Origin of the sequence: Desulfopila sp. IMCC35006, assembly GCF_005116645.1 — a bacterium.
Taxonomy (GTDB): Bacteria; Desulfobacterota; Desulfobulbia; order Desulfobulbales; family Desulfocapsaceae; genus Desulforhopalus_A.
Genome location: NZ_SWCM01000007.1, coordinates 265203 through 283163 on the forward strand (window position 1 = coordinate 265203; position 17961 = coordinate 283163).

Annotated in this window: 10 protein-coding genes; 1 reads left to right on the forward strand and 9 read right to left on the reverse strand. The window is 50.4% G+C overall.

The window, feature by feature from the left end; genetic code table 11:
• Positions 1-166: 166 nt before the first annotated feature.
• The 3 genes from FCL47_RS14105 to FCL47_RS14115 form a co-directional block, all read right to left on the reverse strand.
• Positions 167-1771 carry a hypothetical protein gene (locus tag FCL47_RS14105; RefSeq protein ID WP_136814145.1) on the reverse strand — a complete coding sequence of 535 codons (1605 nt, stop codon included), beginning with the start codon at positions 1769-1771 and terminating at the stop codon, positions 167-169.
• A 530-nt stretch (positions 1772-2301) separates the two neighbouring features.
• Positions 2302-4008, reverse strand: coding sequence for a sigma-54 dependent transcriptional regulator (locus FCL47_RS14110; RefSeq protein ID WP_136814146.1), 1707 nt, complete (start codon positions 4006-4008; stop codon positions 2302-2304).
• A 3-nt stretch (positions 4009-4011) separates the two neighbouring features.
• Entirely contained in the window at positions 4012-6090 is a 2079-nt protein-coding gene (locus FCL47_RS14115; RefSeq protein ID WP_167496492.1) for a PAS domain S-box protein, read from the reverse strand.
• Positions 6091-6340: 250 nt separating this feature from the next.
• On the opposite strand from FCL47_RS14115, the gene FCL47_RS25335 reads away from it, so the two are divergent.
• A complete protein-coding gene (locus tag FCL47_RS25335; protein WP_255580696.1) occupies positions 6341-6475 on the forward strand; it encodes a hypothetical protein in 135 nt (44 codons plus the stop codon).
• A gap of 469 nt (positions 6476-6944) precedes the next feature.
• Here FCL47_RS25335 and FCL47_RS14120 read toward each other — a convergent pair whose 3' ends face one another.
• The 6 genes from FCL47_RS14120 to FCL47_RS14150 all read right to left on the reverse strand — a co-directional run bounded on the left by FCL47_RS14120 (position 6945) and on the right by FCL47_RS14150 (position 17613).
• Positions 6945-9383: a bacteriohemerythrin gene (locus FCL47_RS14120; RefSeq protein WP_136814148.1), complete on the reverse strand. Its 2439-nt coding sequence runs from the start codon at positions 9381-9383 to the stop codon at positions 6945-6947.
• 112 nt (positions 9384-9495) lie between these two features.
• A complete protein-coding gene (locus FCL47_RS14125; RefSeq protein WP_167496494.1) occupies positions 9496-10389 on the reverse strand; it encodes a phosphate/phosphite/phosphonate ABC transporter substrate-binding protein in 894 nt (297 codons plus the stop codon).
• Between the two features lie 514 nt (positions 10390-10903).
• Entirely contained in the window at positions 10904-11569 is a 666-nt protein-coding gene (locus FCL47_RS14135; protein WP_136814150.1) for an NAD(P)/FAD-dependent oxidoreductase, read from the reverse strand.
• A 159-nt stretch (positions 11570-11728) separates the two neighbouring features.
• Positions 11729-15286 carry a DUF748 domain-containing protein gene (locus FCL47_RS14140; RefSeq protein WP_136814151.1) on the reverse strand — a complete coding sequence of 1186 codons (3558 nt, stop codon included), beginning with the start codon at positions 15284-15286 and terminating at the stop codon, positions 11729-11731.
• Positions 15287-15784: 498 nt separating this feature from the next.
• Entirely contained in the window at positions 15785-16234 is a 450-nt protein-coding gene (locus FCL47_RS14145; protein WP_136814152.1) for a YhcH/YjgK/YiaL family protein, read from the reverse strand.
• A 737-nt stretch (positions 16235-16971) separates the two neighbouring features.
• Positions 16972-17613, reverse strand: a complete 642-nt coding sequence (locus FCL47_RS14150) for an alanyl-tRNA editing protein (RefSeq protein ID WP_136814153.1) — start codon at positions 17611-17613, stop codon at positions 16972-16974.
• Between the last annotated feature and the right edge of the window lie 348 nt (positions 17614-17961).

The following is a 17961-nucleotide window of genomic DNA, read 5'->3' on the forward strand; positions in this document are numbered from 1 at the left end:
TCTGCGAGGGATGGCGCAGAATCTGACTACAAAGAAAGCGTGGGGGGAGGGGAGCGGTTGCCCGCCCCCCTGATGTGTTATGGTTTCGGCATTCCCCGGACCGTTGCGGCCCGGGGTTGCTGCGCCGGTTAGTGGCAGGATAGCGTTGGCCGGTTATGGCTTGCCGCTACCGCCCACCACTACCGGTTACCCTGACGCTACTGGTCGCAGTGACCGTATTGTTGCCCAGGTTCAGGTCACAATTCTCACAGTCCGGAATGGCTTCCGCTGTCCAGGCGATGGTGGTTCGTGCCCCAAGTTCAATGGAGAAGAACGTGACCCATGATTTGCTCGAGCCACCGGCGAGATCTGTAAACGTAAACGTCCATGGGGAGCCTTCGATAGGGACACCATTTGCGGCGACGGCGGTCACCCTGACGGTGCCCGAGGCGGTATCTGGACCGGCATTCGCTACGGCCACGGTAAACTCCCTGCCCTCCGAGCCATCCACGATTTGCTTGGGGACCTGTAAACCGGACTGCTCGCTGATCGAGAGATCATAGACGACGTCTATGTCAGGAACATCGCATATCGGCACCGCGGTCTCGTAGCCGAATGGCAACGGGCGGTCGTGTGTGAACAGGATGACCTCACGGGTGTCGTCGGCCGCCTGGGTAAAGCCGCCAATATTGCCGTCCAGGAAGCCCAAATCTATGTGGTTGGCAGAGGTGCAAATCCCGTCTTTGGGAACAACAGGCTCGCCCAAATTATTAAGGCAGAAGACGGAATCAAGGATGGGACCCTGAACGATATAGAACAGGTCTGGGTATGCTCCTCCAGCGTCTGACCACAGCCCCAGGTACTCAAACCAGCCTGCGTTGGGTGTGATTTTGGGGATATAGGCCGGAGCAGGCAGTTCCCCGAAGTTCGTTGCGCGGTTATATCCATAGGCGCTGTAATCCAGGAAGCACTTGCGGACTTGCTGGACCGTTCCCTGCACCTCCTCCCTGACGTTCATGCAAATCTTCGGCAGGTAGGTCTGCACGTTCTCGTCCGTGAGGCCCATGATCTCGTTGGAGTAGACTACCTGGTCCACAGTGACCTTGCCTGTCTTGTCGGCGGCCGCGCCAAGCCCCCTCGCTGCCATGTTGAGCACATTCTCGTCCGGCAGGACAATCGCGGTGGCGTCGGCGCCCAGATAGCCCGTCAGCATGAGCTGCCTGTAGATGGCCAGGTTCTCCAGCGGCGAGTCAATGGTGGCCGAAAAAACCTCGCCATCTATCTTGCTGGTGTTGACCAGCCGCCCGGCGGGATCCAGGGTGGTGCATTGGGCGGTCGCCAGCTTGGTGATCACTTCCCCGAGGCTCTGCTCAATCACCGATACCGGTGAACGAATCACGCTGGTACGACCGAAGTCGACCTCCTGGGTGTACGTCTCATAACCTACAACGACCGCGCAGGTCGCAGGATCGACAGGAATGATGCATGAGTCAGTCATTAATGCAGGGGTACACTGCGTCCCGTTGATTAGGAACCTTTCACCAGGAGCCGCCAGGGGCTGCTGGCAAAGACCCTCATTATTGACTACATCGGTGAGAATGGGGAGACCCCACGCGTCGCGATAGAGGACGATGAGGTCCCCGAGGTCCGGAGCGCCACCACTACCGCCACCACCACCACCATCACCAGTCGGTGGTCCTGGGGTACCGCCCTTCGCCGCAAAGCCGCTACTGCTGAAAGCGAGCAGAACAAACAAGGCAACCGCTGTGCAAACAGTCTCTAACCTATTCATGATCAAACTCCTTTCCCCAGATTTCCCTTTACGCCGCAGCGGATTTCCTGATGGGGGGTCCGGCGGTTTCCATACATGCTATGGAACCGCTACGGCAGTGTTGGGGCTTGACACGAAAGAGCGTTACTGATGGCCGGCTATGCTCGTCGTTTTGTGATCCGATTCCGGGATTTTCCACTCAAACCGGTTTCAGGGACAGCACCTTGAGGGTGAGCTCGAGAGTAACCTGCTCTGTGGTAACGCACTTTTCATATCCCCTCCTTATATACATGTTTCTTCCAATAGTGGTGTGCCGGTACTGGCACTTTGTCTCGGAGCTCCAGAGTAGGTTATTGACCTAAGTACTTCAAAAAACATTCCAGAAGTTATTTAAGGTGAGGTTTATCGGTGAACGAGAAGGAAATGAGGTTGTGTCAGGAAATCAAGACAAGGTCGATAGAGCTGCAGAACGGTTTGTTACACTACAATTATAAAAGAGTGTGTCATGACACATTAACTGTCCGTCACACTCTGTGCCATGGCACAGTTAATTACATCTTTTCGTTGATTTTAAATTGGTCTATTTTGCGGTAGATGGTCCGGCGGCTCATGCCGAGGAGTTCAGCAGCCCTGGTCTTATTCCAGTTCGCTTTGACGAGAGCCCTGCGGATACGCCGGCTCTCCTGCTCCTCACTGTCAGCACTTTTGCCGAAATTCAGCTGCAGGGCAAGTTTGCCAAACTCCGGCGGCAGGTGTTCGACGGTGATGACACCCTGCCGACACCGCACAAATGCATGCTCAAGAGCATTTTCAAGTTCACGGACATTGCCTGGCCAGCTGTGCAGCATAAGAATATTGAATGCATCCGTTGAAATACCCCCGATGTCCCTGGCGAAGACACGATTGAATTTTTTCAGAAAATGATCAAGCAGCAGGGGAATGTCGTTGCGTCGATTCCTGAGGCTTGGCAAGTGAATCTCGACCACTTTGAGGCGGTAGTAGAGATCTTCACGGAATTCCCCGGCAGCAACTTTTTGTTTCAGATCCTGGTTGGTGGCCGCCACCACCCGGATATTTACCTTCACAGGCTTGGAATCCCCGACGCGCTCAAACTCTCCGGATTCAATCACCCGCAACAGCCGCAACTGCATACGCGGGGAAATGTCGCCGATTTCATCGAGAAAAATGGTGCCGCCATGGGCACGCTCAAACCGTCCCATTCTATCCCTGATAGCGCCGGTGAAAGCTCCGCGCACGTGGCCAAACAGCTCACTTTCCAGCAATGTATCGGAGAGCGCGGCACAATTGACCTTGACCAGCGGGGAATTCAGCCGGTTGCCGATACGATGCAGGGCTTCGACCACCAGTTCCTTGCCGGTACCGCTTTCACCGGTTATAAGCACGTTGGTCTGGACATCAGCCAGTTCCTGAATGAGGGCTTTAACTTTGCGAATGCGCTCGCTGCTGCCGATGATATGGTCAAATTCTCTCTTTTTTTCCAGGCTGCGCTCCAGTTCATGCAGGCGCGTTTCATCGCGAATCACCATCACCGCACCGGTGAGTCCGTTATCTGCGTCCAGTAAAGGGGACGCCGTCAGGCTGATCACCTGCCGTGGATTTTCAGCGAAATGGCATTCGATAAAGCGAATCTCCAGCTGTTGTTTTGTCTCCAGAACTTTCATGGCCGCGTCAACACATCTACCGTCGCAACGTTCGGCCAGTACCGGTATTGGCTGGTCAACCACATGTTCCCGCAAAACGCCGCAGATCCGGGTAGCTGCATCGTTTATTTCGGTTATTTTAAAAGTCTTGTCAACGGTGATGATGCCGTCCTTTACACTCCTGAATATTGCCTCAAAATTGAGGCGGCAGCTCTCCTTTTCTGCGGCTATAGCCCGGTGTTTGAGGGCCACTGTAGTCACTCTCAGCAGGGTGTCCTGGCGAATCGGTTTGATAATATAGTCAAGGGCGCCGATGCGCAGCGCTTCAGTGGCGGTTTCGATGCTGGGAACTCCGGTAATCATGACAACCGGGGTGTTCGGCTGCAGGCGTCTGGCCACTTTGAGCAGGTCGATTCCCGTATGGCAATCCATGACGATGTCGGCAAAAATAAGGTCGAAGGCTGTTTTTTCGATCAAATCGATCGCCTCGCCATAGGTGGCCGCGGTGCTGACCTGATAGCCGTCTTCCGAAAGAAAGATATTGAAGGAAAATCGAATACCCTCTTCGTCGTCAACTACCAGGATTTTATCTTTCATAAATCACACCCCGGGGTGCCGGTTTTCATTCCAGACGGGCAAATCGACGTCGATGCGGGTAAACAAGCCCTCCTGACTAAGAATAGTCAGATTCCCACCATGGTTATCGACTATCCCATGACTGATGCTCAGGCCGAGTCCCGTGCTCTTGCCTTCCTTTTTGGTTGAAAAAAACGGGTTTTTGACCTTGTCAATAATAGCTGCGGGAATACCTGTTCCGTGGTCGAGAAATGAGATTCGTACATAACAGCCATCCTTGACGGTGGCCAGTGCGGTAGTGATTTCAAGCAATTTGTCATTGTGCCGGTGCGGGTATTTCTGCATCAAGGCATAGCGTGCGTTGCTGATAATATTGACAAAAACCTGTTCGATCTCATGGGCCTGCACCATGACATTCGGCAGGTTGTCAGTCATTTTTACCGTTAAGATAATGTTATCTTGACGCATCTGAGCGGTTGTCAATGTCAGGGTTTCGGACAGGATATCACTGACACAAGTGACCGTCTTCCCCTCATGCCGCCGCCTGGAAAAGGTCAGCAAACTCTCAACAATCCGGGCAATACGGTTACCTTCTTTTATGACCCGTCCTGCGACATCATGGACGATATCCCCTTTGTCAGTTTTGTTGCTTACAATCTGGGCATAGTTGATAATGCTGTTGATGGGGTTGTTTATCTCATGGGCCACACCGGCGGCAAGTTCGCCAACAGCTACCAGCCGATCGGCATGCATGGCGGAGGCCAGACTGGTTTTCTTGGCGGTAATGTCCCTTAGCAGAGCGACGGCCTTGTCCTTGCCGTCAATGTCGAATATTCGGGTGTAGGCCTGTTCAAAAATGCGGCCGTCGCTTGTCTCGTATTCAATATGCTGACTTCTTCCCGTATCAATAGCCTTTTGCATGAGGCAGGGGCTGCAGGGGGAATTTTTTCCCATGAAAACGGTGTAACAGGGTTTGCCTCTGCAGTCGCCGAGGTCTTCGATGAGTATTTCGTTCTGATACTCGATGGTATAATCCGGGGCCACGATACTGACTCCTTCCAGCAGGTGCGAGAGTATGCATTGCAGCTTGTCCCGCTCCGAATGAATAATTTCGTGTGCATCTTTGAGCTGGGTGATATCACGAAAAGACTCGACGATCCCGACGATTGCTCCGTCCGGACCGATAAAAGGCGTTGCGGTCAGAATGCTCGGTATAATTTGCCCATCCGATCGCTTTTTATCCACATAGGTTTCAAAGTGGGATTGGCCGGACATAATCTGGTTGATGGGGCAGCCGGCGGTCTGGCACATCGGTCCACTGAAGATTTCATAACACTTTCTGGCAACTGCATCCGCTTCCGTTACACCAGCCATCATGGCAAAGGTTTTATTGATTTTCACCACATTATAATCTTTATCAATAACCCGCATGCCGACAGAGGCTGTCTGGAAGATTTGATCCAGCTCTGCGTGGGCTTCTTGCAGCGTGCGCTCCATCTGCTTGCGCTCGGAGATGTCTTGACCGATACCGTAAATGAAGTTTCTCGTTTTGCCATTGAGCGGCACCAGATTGAGAAGCATGGTTTTGGTGCTCCCCTTTACCGGGTACTCAATCTCGACTATACGCCGTTCATCAATGAGCAACGGAGTGTCAAAGTATTCTTTTGTCGATTTTCCGGCGGTTATATCCGTTAATGTTTTTTTCAGCGATTCTTCCCGGGTGCACTCGAGAAAAAGCAGGGCCGATCGATTGCTATCGACAAATCGACCCCCGTCGTCGAAAAGAAAGATGGGATTTAAGGCCTGTTCAAATATCGTTCGATATTTTTCTTCGCTTTCTTTCAGCGCATTTTCCGAGCGCTTGCGCAGGATAAAGTACTGCTGTGCAAAAATGCCGAAAGCAATGAGCAGGCTGATGACCAGAATGCGCTTCCATATTTCATGAACATCTGGGGTTATCAGTTCATCAACAAACCGACTGCCACCAAAAAAGAGCACATGCAGAAAAGACTCGAGAATCCAGTATAGAGCCGCTGTGCCGATACCGACCCAGATGAATTTTCCGGCTGGAAAAAGAGCGCTTATGCGTTGAGAAATGGGCATGGTGTACCTCCCCATGACACGGCTGAATCAGAAGTGTCTACACTGTTGGCTGTGGGGGCCAGGAAATCACATACCGGGAGAGTTGGCAAAAACGATATTCTGACCAACCTCATATACAAGAAGTAGCATTTGCGTGGGGTTTAAACAAGGGTTTTTGCAGAATCGGGTACAGTGACGGATGCGACAGACATAATGTTCTCCTTTTGTCGTGTTACTGCGACCTATGGCGTTTGTAGAATCGAAGCAAAAAATGGTTAAAGGTATTGATTTTGCATTTATCGAAACAGCAGAATTCGAAAAAATGCCTGTTCGCAGCGGCGATGTAACCATTTCGGTGCCCCGGCGTTTTATACCTAGTAAAACAATTTTTCAGGATGGGGAGTAAATGAGCTTCTGTACTCCAGATGGCACAAATATGAACAGGATAACCCATTTCATTTTCGTCAAGAGCCACAAGGTTCGTATTGCTACCCGCGAAACCGATTCCATAACGCCATCTGCACTCTATTCCTCTTCGAAAAAAAGACTCAAGAAGCCGGACAAGGCCGATGACGGCCGCCGCACTACCAGCAGTTTCCAAAAACAATTGAGGCTTATGCTTTATCCGCAAACGTGCGTCCCCCTGGGTCAATGCAAACGGAACTCTTTCACTTTCGAAAATACTGATATGTGCAGCAGGCCAGGATTGAGTAATGGAAATAAGTGATGTACATATTTTGCAATATGTACATCGATACTTTAAAACAAGTCGGTCCTCAGGGTGTTAAAGAAATGGCCTTTCAGATTTGATCAATCTTCCTTGGGGGGAGCAGAGAGGAAATCGGTTGTTTTTTCATTTTTTCTACCGGCGTATATTACACAACTCCTTTACTGACCAGGAAGGAACTATACTGCATGTCGGTTTTTTTTATATGATTGACAAGCCAGTCCTTGAGGAACTCCATCAACTCGAGAGAGACGTCTTGCTCACCTTTTTTAAACTGTTCCTGGAACTGGAGTACTTGCGCGACAAGCTTGCTGTGTCCCTCTTTATGCACTGACTGCTCCGGGTAGTCGTATGTGGCAAAGAGCTTTTCTTCACTTTTAAAGTGGCTTGCCGTATAGTCGATCAGGTGGCCGAGAGTTTTGCCTACAGACTCCTTAGCCGACCCTGATTTCATGTGCAGGTACAGCTCATTGATCAGGTCAACCAGTTTTTTGTGCTGAACATCAATGGAGTCAATGCCGACGGAAAGTGACGCAGACCAGCGGAGCAAAGGCTGGGACGTTGCGAGAGTTCGTGAACCTGATTTCTTTTTTTCCAGTTTGCCGAGGTCAAAGCGACCGGTTTCCCGACTGATGCTCGCCGCGACATCTTTAAGTTCCCGGGAATTTCCCTGTAATCGAAGACAACCTTCCTTGGCCTCTCCAGCTACCTTGCTGATTTCGGCTATATCTCTGGCAATTTCATTGGCAACAGTCGAGGCCTGGGCGACATTATCGTTGACCTCACTGATACCGCTTGCCGCTTCGTTGATGTTTTTGGATATATCGCCGGCGGTAACCGATTGTTCTTCACTTGCTGCGGCAATGGTGGTGACAAGCTCATTGACACTGTTGATAACCCCGCTGATTTCTGAAATTTCCACAACGGTTTCATCGGTAGAGGATTGGATGGACTCAATTTTCGCCTTAATCTCCCCTGTTGCCTGTGCCGTCTGTTTAGCAAGTTCTTTGATCTCGTTGGCTACCACGGCAAATCCCTTGCCCGCTTCGCCCGCTCGAGCGGCTTCAATGGTGGCGTTAAGCGCGAGCAGGTTGGTCTGTTCGGAAATCTCGGTTATAACCTCAGTAACCTTGCTGATCTCCTTTGCCGCAAGGCCGAGATGATTGACCTTGTCCGAGGAGTTTTTGGCAGACTCTACGGCGTTTTTGGTCATGGTGCTGGCCTTGGATGTGTTGCGGGCAATTTCCTGCACAGCGGCGGTCATCTCGTCCATGGCAATAGCGACTACATTGACATTCTGGGCGGCCTGCTCACTCGCCATTGTCACCGATCGCATATTGACGCTCATTTCTTCCGTTGCGGCGGCCACCGTTTCCGCTCTGGAGGAGGAATGTTCAGCCCCGCCGGTCATATCCTCGGATGCCAGAGCAAGTTCTGTTGAGGTTGCCTGGAGGGTGCGGACTTCTTCGACAACATTGCCGATCATGTGCCGCAATTTTTCGCTCATCTCCTGCAGGGTTGCCTGGAGACTGCCGGGAATGTTTTTCACCGTGCTTTTTGTTGTGAGATCCCCGTCAGCAATACGCTTGGCAAGTGCGACCATGGCTGTCGGTTCCCCGCCAAGGAGTTTCAGGATGGAACGGGCATTGAGAAGCAGAATTCCAAGAACCATGGCAAACCCGATGATGGCGCCGACGATGAACATGTTGCGTGTACGATTGCTTACCGCGTTGCTGGTTGTGGTGATGTCGCCTACCGTCCTGGCGGAATTTTCAAAAATATTTTTTTCAATACCGGTTACAACAGTCTTCAGGTTGTCGTTTAAGGTCTTCGCCTCCTTGCCGAGAATGGAGGTAATAAGCTCACCGTTGCTGTCAACCAGAGCATCGAACTGATCAGTCAGCATTTCCGATTGCAGTCTGGCCTGGGTCATGTCCATCCCAAGGGTGACGGTGCCGATAATTTCTCCGTCGGAAGTGATATCCCGGGAAAGCACCAGAACGTCGGGATCGTGCTCCCCGGCCTCGATAATTTTTGCAACATCGGGTCTTCCCTCCGGCAGGTAGGATTTGAGCTTTTCGTTTGTTCGGTTGAGAAAGCGGGTAAGCGGGTTTTTGTCCTTGTCCAGGTAGAAGAGAAAAACAATATCCTTATTCTGGTGTGCACTGCGAACGTAGCTGTTCAGCGAGGCAAAATCTTTGGCGATAAAGGAGTTTACCGCGGTTATGGCCATAAGCTGGGCTATGTTGTCTCCATTTTGCCGGCGCAAGACCCGCATATTTTCCTGCACCGCCTGGGATGTCTTCTCCAGCGCTTTGGAGGATGACGCGGCGAGCACTTGTGAAACTTCCTCCTGCATTCGTTGCAGGTCAGTGTCAAACTGCTGAGATAACTGTCCAAGGTCATCGCCAATCGATGTTTCAATGGCAGTAAAAGAACTCTTTACCTGTTCATTGAGTGCTTTACTGCTGTTTTTCTGGGTAAAAACCGTAAAGAAGATGGCGCTGACGATCATAACCAGCAGTGCAATGGCCACTGGAACGATGATTTGTGCTCGAAAATTATTTCGCAGTGTGGATTGTAACACGATATACCCCGTAAGTGGTGTTGTTAGGCTATTGATGCATATTCATATGGCAGGTACATCAAAAAGAGGCGTGTTGTGTTCTTTTTGATGTACCTGCCTCGCAGAAGGTCAATCAGTTGGCGGAGGCGCCGACTTTAAGTGACTGTTGCAGGGCTTCAACACCTGCATAATCGAGTGGATCGCTCCAGCCGACAACCTTTGCTGCTTTTGCCGCTTTATCTTCGGGTTTGAGTTCTTTGAGCGCCGCTACGACTTTTGCGGCGAGTGCGTCATCGGTTGCAGCAAGCTTGCTGAGAGGCCACTCGGGATACAAGGCCGTCGAACAGACGAAGGGGAAATCGGCGATGTCTTTTTTGCCGATGATCTTGAAATCGGCCATGGAAATAGCGCCGGCGGCAGCCATTCGTTCCAGGGTGTCGGTGCGTACGGTGCCGGCATCGACCTGTTCGTTCTGCACGGCAAAGACAACGTTGTCATGTTTATCAAGAAATTCCATGGAGGCAAAATCCTTGAAAGGATCGATCCCGGCATCGACAAACTCTTTGTAGGCCATCTGCCAGCCGCCGAATGACGATTTCGAAACGGCCGCAAATTTTTTCCCCTTCAAATCAGCAAATGAATTGATCTTGTCGTTATACGCCGAGGTAAAGACAACACCACCAAAGGAGTTGAGAGATTTTCCCTGACGGGAATTGATCATGGTGGCAACGGGAACCGCACCATATTTGGTCTTGGCGGTGATAAACATAGAGGAATTCACCAAGAAAAACTGCACATCTCCTGCTTCCACCGCGGGAAAAACCTTGTCAAATGCCAGGGGAACGATTTCCACCGGCTGGCCGATCTTCTCGGTGAGGTATTCGCCGGTGGCTCCCCATGCTTTTAACGCCGCTGCTGGGCCATCTTTGGCGAGAACACCTATTTTTACACTTGCTCCCGCCACACTGGCAACGCTGAATAATAAAAATGTGGCAACCGCAATCGCAAAAAACTTGTTTTTCATCATTTCCTCCATAGTAAATAGAAATTATTTTTTTATCTAAAATTGATGATTGTCGATGACAATTTAAGAAAGTTTCTCACAATGCCGAAGCTCTTGTCAAGCAATCCTCCGCATTTTTTGCATTTGCGATAACGCAATATTTCGCAGACACTACAATGTGATACCTTGTCGTGTCTGCCAGGGGTAAGCAACAATAGAACCATTTGCCAAACCATATTGATTCTCAAAAATCAGTTGTGTGAATTACTGGCTGAGGTGGACAAAAGAAAAGACGTCGAAGGGCAGGGCCTCCGTCAAGATGGTTGTGCAGAGAAAAAGCGGGGGATGCAGGACCTGGTGCCGTCATCTGCAGTTGTCCGGAAATTTCGGACAACTGCAGATTCGTCAGGTTCGCCTTCTTGAAAAAAAAACAGGATATGTTCGAAAAGTCTTTTTGTTAAAAAAAGCAGTCGGTTAGGGATGATTCATCCGGACTGCTTCGATGGTAAATTGTGGTAAACAAAGAACATAAAATACTTTAACGGTCCTTTTTAACGGCCATTGCAAAAGGCTCTAACCCAACTCTTTCAATCATTTTTCCAAGGCGTTCTCCGCCCTTTGCATTGTCTTTGTAATAGTTCACAACATCCTCAACGGCTTTGAGAGCGGCTTCGTCATCCAGGCCTTTGATTAATTCCTTGCCGATTCGGGGTTGCGATCCGACATTGCCGCCAATTGTCACAATCCAGCCGTCTCTATCGCCAATCAAACCAATATCTCTCACCCATGATTCTGCACAGCTCAGTTTGCAGCCAGAGACCGCCATCTTGAATTTTCCGGGGAGCTGCAGGGCATGATATTTTTCATCCATTTTCATGCCAATTCCAACAGCATCCTGTTTGCCGAGTTTACAAAAGGTTGTTCCCGGGCAGGTTCGAATACTCCGCACGCACAATCCCACGGCTGCACCTTTTGCCAAACCCAGTTCTTCCCATGCCGCATCAATATCTTCTTCTTTGAGACCAACAATAGCGATACGTGTGGCACCGGTAATTTTGATGGATTTGGCGTTATATTTTTCAGAAACATCGGCAATCTTTCTGAGCAGTTCCGGGGTCACAAAACCACAGGGGATATGTGGGGCAATCGCATAGCTGTTTTCCTGAATCTGCGGGATGGCTCCTTTTTCTCCAAGTTTCAACATGATGTAATCTCCAAATTTGAATAAGATTGTTATTTAAAAGCAGCAACCGGGGCCAGGCCACGGTTTCCTAAAAGGTTTATAGAATTTCGGGCAGAGTTCTGTTTTCAGATGGCTGATGTGCTTAGCCCGGGACGCGGGAATATACCCCCCCTGAATGTTTTATATGGCGTCCAGTGAGAGTTTAGCAGACGGGGCCCCATTGTCGGCAAGCGGTTCGGGATCTTTGACGCCTATGCGCTCTTTCGAGATCTTCGCTTTGCCTTCAAGTTCCCCGGCAATAGCCTGGGTACGTTTTCCGGCAAGCTGGAGGAAGGTCTGGTCGGTAATTTTTTCGCTCTCAGCAAGCCGGATAGAGAGTTCCCCTGCCCAGAGGGCGGCCTGCTCGGAGCTCTTTCCGCCGGGGACAATCTTATACAGCCCGAGGTTGTCAACCATCTTTGTGAATACCCCCTTCTGGTTGCCTTTTTTCTGCTGATTCGTCGCGGGGGTACGCGGTTTCACCGAGCCTGTCGCGATGCCTTTCTCCAGTTCCCCCAGCGACGCCTTTCCGAAGCGCTCCCGGTACAGGTCCTCCAGAATATTCTGCGTCCTGGAGTTGGTGAAATCGAGCGATCCGGGATCTTCATCGGGTCCAAGTTTTTCTCCCTGTCTGGCGGCGACAAGCCTGCGAATACTCAGATCCTTTAATTCCCTGCCGTCAGCATCAGGGCTGTAGCGTCCCTGGATAACCAGCTTGAGCTGGGGCCGACTTTTCAGGGCATCGGCAAGTTTCAGGAGTTTCTCTTTTTCCGGTGGCAGGAGCTCGGCGCTCCCCGGGTCAAATACCACCGCATCGAAGTTTATGTCCTCCCCCCCGAAGAGACTTCCGAGTGCCCGGAACGGGGCGGTAACCGCCTTGGTGATCAGGTTTGTAAAAGCCTTCCAGACAAGGGGCCCGATACTGAATTGGGGATCTTTCAGATCTCCGGTTACGGGAAGGCCGATATTGATGCGCCCATCTGCATCCTGTAAAAGTGCAATGGCCAGATCCAGGGGCAGGTTGGCTGCGTCCGGGTCGTCCACCTGTTCTCCCAGCATCAGGTTATCAATGAGTATTTTATTGTCTCCTACCATTTTGTAATCATGAATCACATACTTGAAATCGGCGGAGACCTTGCCGGACTTGATCAGGCGGCCAGCGAACTTGCCGGAATAGGGCGAGAGGTTTTTCATTTCCACGTTTTGAAAGACCATCGCAATATCGGATGAACGTCCAAAATCGTTGGGCCGAATCACCCCGCTGATTTTGGCCATCCCGTATCTGTCCACGCGTCCGGCCATCTTGATTTTGGCCTGCGTGTTTTCGGTCGACGAGAGGCCGGTTATTGTTCCCTTGAGGTCATGGATACGGGTCTTGAATTGAGGCCGCAGGCTCAGGTCGGCAAAGATCATGTTGCCTTTTTCCACCTGCACCCGGGAAATTTTATACGGGAAGGGGGCCTGGTCATTGTTCTGTTCCGGTTTGGCTGCTGGCGGAGGAGCTGTGCCACCCTGCTGTTTTTTCAAAATCTTGGCCAGGTTCAGGGTTTTGTCTTCCCCGATAATCAACTCCCCGACCGGTTTTACAATCTTGATATCCTCTATCTCAAGCCCGTTGGGTTGCAGGGTCAGCGTCGCCTTGGGGAGCTGCACGGCGTCCCAGCTCAGATAGGGGGTTTTAACACCGGGGTTGGTAAGGCTTAAATCATTCAGGCTGAAGTCACCTGCATAGGCGATGCTGGATGCGGCTCCGGGCACGCCATACCGCATTTTACCGCGCGTTGAAACCGCTGCTGACTCTATGGTCAGGGTGACATAGGGCTCGATATAGGGTTGCAGGGACGTGAGCACCAGACCGGCTATGTTGATATCCGCCTCTACCGACGGGATGGCAGGATTCACCGTGCCGTTTACTGTCGCGGTTCCCCCCTGTTCCATCTGAAAACCCAATGTGAACGCCATGGGGGACTTGCCGTCAATATCAGCCAGTTTGGCCTTGAATCCCTGCAGACTGAGAACCGGTTTGTCTGAAGCGGTTGTCAGGTCGGAAAACCGCGAACTGAAGCCGTCCAGCTCAAAGGACTTGACCAGAAATTTCCAGGCGGGGCCGGCGTCGGTTGCAGGTTTTGCCGCCCCCGGAGATTTTTCGGCTGCCCCTTTTGTCTCCAGGGCCCGCAGCCAGTTCAGTGTCCCATCCGCATCCCGTCCGGCATCAAGACGACCGGTGTGCAGAGCTATCCGGGCAACCTTGAGCGCACGAGCGTCCAGATCGCATTCTCCACCTTCAACCGTCAGCTTCTCTGTGGTAAACAACGGCTCCGGGGCCAGGGCAGACCGGATAGCGACCGCTTGCAGCTCACTGGATATTTCCTGCAGGCTCACCTTGTTGCCCTGTGCCCCCGCTTCCACCTGCGCCTTGAGACTGAGGTTAATGCCCCCAATTCCTGCCTCTATCGGGGTCTTGCGACTCTTGTCGTCCAGGGCAAGGGAGACGTCTTTGACCTCGATGGCGTCAACGTTCATCCTGAAAGGAGGATCTGCCGGGGCAGGGGCAGAAGACACAACAACCTTGGGGGGTGGCGGAGAGGACGTTTTCTCGGCAGCGCCGGCAACCGATTGTGCCGGTGGCGCAGCAGGGGCAGAGAGTGCTTGCCGGTTCTGCTTTGCCGGTTCCGCGGCACGGACAATCCGTTGCAGGTTAAGGCCTCCGGTTTCGTTGATGCGAACATCGACCGCCCCCTCTTCGACCAGCAGCTTGCCTATCTGCAATTTTCTGGTCGTCAGGTCGAAATGCGGCGCATCCAGATCGACCTTTTTTAGCTGCAGGAAGGCCTTCTCCGCGTGAAGCAGCTGCAGGGACAGCTCCGACAGGGAGATCCGAAGCCCATCGAGCGTCATCTGCATGGGACTGGAAGCACCATCCAGGTGATATCCGGTGGTGATGGTAATCTGACCCGTCGGTTGTTCCAGGTTGGTATTGTCCTTAACAAACTGCCATAGACTGGCGGTCCGGATGCCGGTAAGGCGCAAACTGCCCTCCGAGCGCAAGGGGGTAAGCGTTACCCCGCCTTCCCACTGCAGGGACTCGCCATTTTCTGTCGCAGCGGAAATGGCATAGGAGCCGTTATGCTCTTTAAGCGAAGAGAGATCTTTGATCTGCAGATTGAGTTTTTCCAGACTGAGTTGCGCCGGTGTGCTCTGGCGGTTGTCGACTGCGACAATCCGCCCCTCGTTGATGGCTGCTCCCTGCAGGATGAATCGCAGGAGTCTGGCGTCAGGTTTTGCTGGTTCCGGTGGAGTCGACGATGCGGGGGCCAGCTTTTCGAAATTGATCGTGCCGTCGGGCTCAACGGCCAGATGGATCTCCGGCTTGTCGAGAGCGAATTCCCGCAGCACGACAGCCCAACGAAAAAGGCTGCTCGTCTCCAGGTCGACAAAAAGCCTTGCAAAGGCAACCAGCGGCGATCCGTCGGCCTGTTTCAGGCTGAATCCATTAATTTCAACGGTCAAAAGAAAGGGGTTGATGCGGATTTTCTGCAGGTCCGCCTGGCAATGCAGGTCCTGGTGTGCGTATCTGGGGACATACCAGCGGACCAGCGCTGGCAGGGCGACGAAGCCGGCAAGGGCATACAGCAGCAGGGCAGCCACCGAAATTACCAGAAATTTACGGGTCAAGATCTTTGGTAGTTTGAGTTTCATGGTCCATCCTGTGAAAAGGTGAGATGCTACAAGATGTTAAAACGTTTTTAAAGGCGTTACAACTCACAAACGAAGCAGTGCCAAAAAACTGAACAAGCCTCCAAGTAGAAAATCTGCTGCCAATAATGCAAACAAAGGTTACAAAAAGAAGCAGAAATTGACAAAAAGAACAAGACAAAACGTGCACCTGGAACACTCGTTCACGGGCAGGCATATTGTGTGTGGTCAAAAGAAGAGGCAAGGGATGACGTCGGATGCAGAAGTGTTGGCATCTTAAAGCGACCATTCGGCCAATATCTTTTTGAAAATATGAGAATAGAGAATTATCTGATTGCCGCTAACCCTCTGCTATATGGGGATATGAGGTTTGTGCTGATGTCCAGCCGGGATGCGCGGATTGGCGAAACCTCAAATGGGAGATCGAAGGGGAGTGATGGACTCATATAAAAACAGGCGGCAAGTGATTGGCTGTACCAGGCTGGAATAATACGGTCTCACTTATACCGCCGCAATCTTTACCACGACTTTGTGGATCTGACCTGAGGAGATCAGGGGCATATGTGCGTCTTCTGGAAAGAAGACAGCAAACTCTCCACTTTCGATTGCGAGCCAGGTATTCGGTTGGTCCGTGAAGAACTGCAGGTCAGATTCATGATCGTACTCCCCGGAGGGGTGTTTGCATAATGACCTGGGCTTCCATCCTATGTCATCGGTACCGGCCAAAATCAATTGTATATCAATGTATCTCTCATGCGTTTCAAGCTGCGCATCCTCTTTTTTAAGACCAATGTCCTTAGACACCATTGCAAAGACGCGTTCACCATCTATTTCATATCTTCCCACCGCCATTTCCTTGAGTTCAGGGCGCAAGAGAAACTCAAACGCCTTGGGAAACCCATCGTTGATGCCCAGGTAACGGTGTGCATTTTCAAGTATATCCAAAATCATGTGTATTCCTTTATGGGATAATGTTGTATTAACAAAATGTTTACGCTAGCCGGGCGTGGGCAACCTGGACCGCTGAGAGCAACACCGCATTCAACAATGCTTTTTAACCCCTGTCTTTGTCTTAGTACAATGGAAACGTATATAATAATTTCGCCGCGATCTGGGGTTGCATAGTTTTAATTCTCTTTTCTCATTTGGTTGCAGTTAAAGTTTTCTCCTAAAGCGCCCTCTTTTATAATGGGTTTTAGTTCATGCGGCAACTTCCCTGACACTGGGGGAGCCGGATAAAACTAACATTAAAACATGATCATTAAAGACCGAACCTTCAACGTATCTTAAATCGTTACTCTCTCAATTTCTCGAAAATATAAATGTTCGATATGATAACCAAATATTTAAATTATTCTTGACGTATATCAAGAATTATAAATTTGAGTAACTAAATTTCTAAACCATGCAGGTTTTTCAAAAACAACATAGAGTAACATCAGAGCAGTAAAAGGTATCGGGATAACCATGTCCACTAAGGCAAGAAGTGATAAATAAAGTATTATTTTTGTTTTTGTCTTCATAATAGTCATCTGTAAATATCTGCCCCGGATTCACAAATCCAGTGAAGGTTGAGAAAGCTGGATTTCGATTGCTGCCCAGACCCGAAAAACGAACAGTTCACACCCTTCCACTCCGACAGTCTGGGTTTGAGGGGCAATCAGAAAAATCAATGAGTCCTGTTCCGTTCAAGAAGCAAGAAAAATCTCAACTCGCTCCTTGCCTCGACCGATGTTGTTTCGTTTCAACCTGATCTGACCTACTTCCCCAGTTCGTTTGACGTGCGTTCCTCCGCAGAGAACTCGCGAGAATCCATCAATCTCCCAGTAGCGGCGCTCAGTCACCACATCGTCAAAAGCACATTTGATCTCCAAATCGGCTTCAATTATTTGATTCGCCCTCAAGGTGAATTCTGGGAGCATCGGTGCGATGCTCTCAGGCCATGAAAAATCTATTCGAGCTTTTGTTTCGGCGATGTGGGCACCAACTTTGTCAACCCCATCAAGGGATTTATAAAAAAGTTCGAGAATCAATTCCGCCGCAAAGTGCAGTCGCATCAGTCGGTATCTTCTGGTCCAGTCAATTTCTATATCTACAGTTTTCCCAACTGTTAACCCATGGTTCTCAGCAAGGGTGTAAACAATTTCCAAGCCTTCTTTTCGAGCAGAGATAACCTGTTTTCCACCAATGGTGCCATGATCGCTTTCCTGGCCACCAGAAAAAGCAAAAAATATGGTTGATTGAAGAGTGATATCATTGCCGTCGACAGAGGCAACAATTGTTTTGTGGAAAGTTTGATAGGGGTTTACCCAGAAGGTTTTTTGAGTCATTTTCAGTTGAGTTGTCGGCAGGGTGAGGGATTTGAGGTTTCTATATATTAATAAGTACGTCAATTGGCGAACATTGCCACAATCACATATGCTATAATCGCAGTCGGATATCGATGTCATTGACAGGCTGTTATGTTCGGCAATCAGCGTACACCTAAGTATGAGCAATATACGTTACAATAAATAACAGAAATATGGCCTACTGATCGCTGTCAATATTTAATATAGCTATCTGGTCTATTTAAAAGAACGTTTGATATGCAGACTTTTATTAAAATGTGATAGCAATTGGTTTTCCTCTTGCCCAGCAATTCCTCCAATTCCAAACACTCCCCAAACAAAAGCTCT

Coding starts and splice junctions, on each gene's coding strand:
- FCL47_RS14125 (WP_167496494.1), bottom strand. CDS start 10,389: ATGATGAAAAACAAGTTTTTTGCGATTGCGGTTGCCACATTTTTATTA.
- FCL47_RS14135 (WP_136814150.1), bottom strand. CDS start 11,569: ATGTTGAAACTTGGAGAAAAAGGAGCCATCCCGCAGATTCAGGAAAAC.
- FCL47_RS25335 (WP_255580696.1), top strand. CDS start 6,341: ATGGTTAAAGGTATTGATTTTGCATTTATCGAAACAGCAGAATTCGAA.
- FCL47_RS14105 (WP_136814145.1), bottom strand. CDS start 1,771: ATGAATAGGTTAGAGACTGTTTGCACAGCGGTTGCCTTGTTTGTTCTG.
- FCL47_RS14145 (WP_136814152.1), bottom strand. CDS start 16,234: ATGATTTTGGATATACTTGAAAATGCACACCGTTACCTGGGCATCAAC.
- FCL47_RS14150 (WP_136814153.1), bottom strand. CDS start 17,613: ATGACTCAAAAAACCTTCTGGGTAAACCCCTATCAAACTTTCCACAAA.
- FCL47_RS14115 (WP_167496492.1), bottom strand. CDS start 6,090: ATGCCCATTTCTCAACGCATAAGCGCTCTTTTTCCAGCCGGAAAATTC.
- FCL47_RS14110 (WP_136814146.1), bottom strand. CDS start 4,008: ATGAAAGATAAAATCCTGGTAGTTGACGACGAAGAGGGTATTCGATTT.
- FCL47_RS14140 (WP_136814151.1), bottom strand. CDS start 15,286: ATGAAACTCAAACTACCAAAGATCTTGACCCGTAAATTTCTGGTAATT.